Annotated in this window: 1 protein-coding gene; it reads left to right on the top strand. The window is 72.3% G+C overall.

The window, feature by feature from the left end:
* The coding region (locus tag ACFRQN_RS40625) for a condensation domain-containing protein (protein WP_380745661.1) at positions 1 to 2213 on the top strand (2213 nt) is incomplete at both ends.

A 2213-nucleotide genomic window follows, 5' to 3' on the forward strand; every position in this document is an offset into this window, starting at 1 on the left:
GTGCCGTTCGAGTACCTGGTGGAGGAGTTGAACCCCCGGCGGTCGGCGGCGCGGCATCCGTTGTTCCAGGTGATGCTGGCCTTGCAGAACACCGAGCAGGCCCGGTTCGAACTGCCGGGCCTGGAGGTGGCGGAGGAGCCGGTGGGCACGGGTGTGTCCCGGGTCGACCTCACCCTCAGCCTCGCCGAGGAGCCCGGCGGCGGGATGCGGGGTGTCGCGGAGTTCGCGACGGACCTGTTCGACCGGTCCACCGTCGAGGTGCTCCTCGACCGGTGGGTGCGCTTGCTGGAGGCGTTGACCGCGCGGCCGGAGCTGCCGGTCGGCCAGGCCGACATCCTCACCCCCGACGAACACCGCGAACTGTCGCGGCTGGACTACGTCCTGGACCGGAACCTCCGACTCGTACCGCGGGGTGTCGTGGGCGAGCTGTACGCCAGGGGCGCGGAGAGCGACCTGGCCGGCAGCGACCCGGAGCGCTGGGTGCCGGACCCGTTCGGTACGCCGGACGCGCGGATGTACCGCACGGGCGACCTGGCCCGCCGCCGGACCGACGACGGGCACCTGGAACTCGTCGGCCCCGCCGACCCGTTGGCCGCCGCCCTGGAGATCGAAGCCGTCCTGCGGACACTGCCCGGCGTCGCCGAGGCCGCCGTGGTGGTGGACGGCGAGGCGACGCGGTCGGTGGCCTATGTGGTGCCGCTCGTCATGAACCAGTTCTCCGTGTCGCGCCTGCACGAGGACCTGAAGCACCGGCTGCCGGAACACCGGCTGCCCGCGGTGGTCATGCCCGTTCCCGCCCTCCCGCTGACGGCGGACGGGGCGCTCGACCGGGACGCCCTGCCCGACCCCGACCCCGACCACGCGCCGCGGGCGGTGCGGACGACGCGCTCGCCGCAGGAGGAGATCCTCTGCGGTCTGTTCGCGGAGGTGCTGGGGGTCGACCGGGTCGGGATCGACGACGGGTTCTTCGGCCTGGGCGGTCACTCGTTGATGGCGGCCCGGCTGGTGAGCCGTGTGCGGTCGGTGCTGGGTGTGGAGCTGCCGTTGCGTGCGGTGTTCGAGTCGTCGACGGTGGCCGGGTTGGCGGAGCGGTTGTCTTCCGGTGGTGTGGTGCGCCCGGAGTTGGTGGCGGGGGTGCGGCCGGAGCGGTTGCCGTTGTCGTTCGCTCAGCAGCGGTTGTGGTTCCTGCACCGCTTGGAGGGGCCGTCGGCGACGTACAACATGCCCTTGGGGCTGCGGTTGTCGGGCGCGTTGGACCGGGGTGCGTTGGCAGCCGCGTTGGACGACGTGGTGGGCCGGCACGAGTCGCTGCGGACGGTGTTCGCCGAAGTGGACGGCGAATCCTGCCAGCGGGTGCTGGCTGAGGCGCCGGTCCCGCTGGTGACCGTGGAGGTCGACGCCGACGGACTGCGCGACGCGATGGCCGAGGCCGCCCGGTACGCCTTCGACCTGGCGGCGGAGATCCCGCTCCGGGCGTGGTTGTTCGCCTCGGGCCCGTCGGAGCACGTCCTGCTCGTGGTGCTGCACCACATCGCGGGCGACGGTTGGTCGTTGGCGCCGCTGGCGCGTGATCTTGCGGAGGCGTACACGGCCCGGCTGGAGGGTTCGGCGCCCGGGTGGGAGCCGCTGCCGGTGCAGTACGCGGACTACACGCTGTGGCAGCGCGAGGTCCTGGACGAGGTGCGCGACGGCCAGATCGCCTACTGGCGCGGCCAGTTGGCGGAACTTCCGGAGGAGGTGAGCCTGCCCGCCGACCGGGCTCGGCCGGCGGTGGCCTCGTACGCGGGAGGGACGGCGTCGTTCGAGCTGGGCCCGGACCTGCACCGCGCACTGGGCGAGCTCGCGCGGTCGTCGAACGCGACGTTGTTCATGGTGCTGCAGGCGGGTCTCGCCGTGCTGCTGTCCCGCCTGGGTGCGGGGGAGGACGTCCCCATCGGCTCTCCGGTGGCCGGTCGCTCCGACGGGTCCCTGGACGATCTGGTCGGGTTCTTCGTGAACACGCTGGTGCTGCGGACGGATGTGTCGGGTGATCCGTCGTTCGCCGAGCTGGTCGGCCGGGTGCGTGAGGCGGGTCTGGGCGCGTTCGCGCACCAGGACGTGCCGTTCGAGTACCTGGTGGAGGAGTTGAACCCCCGGCGGTCGGCGGCGCGGCATCCGTTGTTCCAGGTGATGCTGGCCTTGCAGAACACCGAGCAGGCCCGGTTCGAACTGCC

The sequence above is a fragment of the Kitasatospora sp. NPDC056800 genome, assembly GCF_042789775.1.
In the GTDB taxonomy this organism is placed as follows: Bacteria; Actinomycetota; Actinomycetes; order Streptomycetales; family Streptomycetaceae; genus Kitasatospora.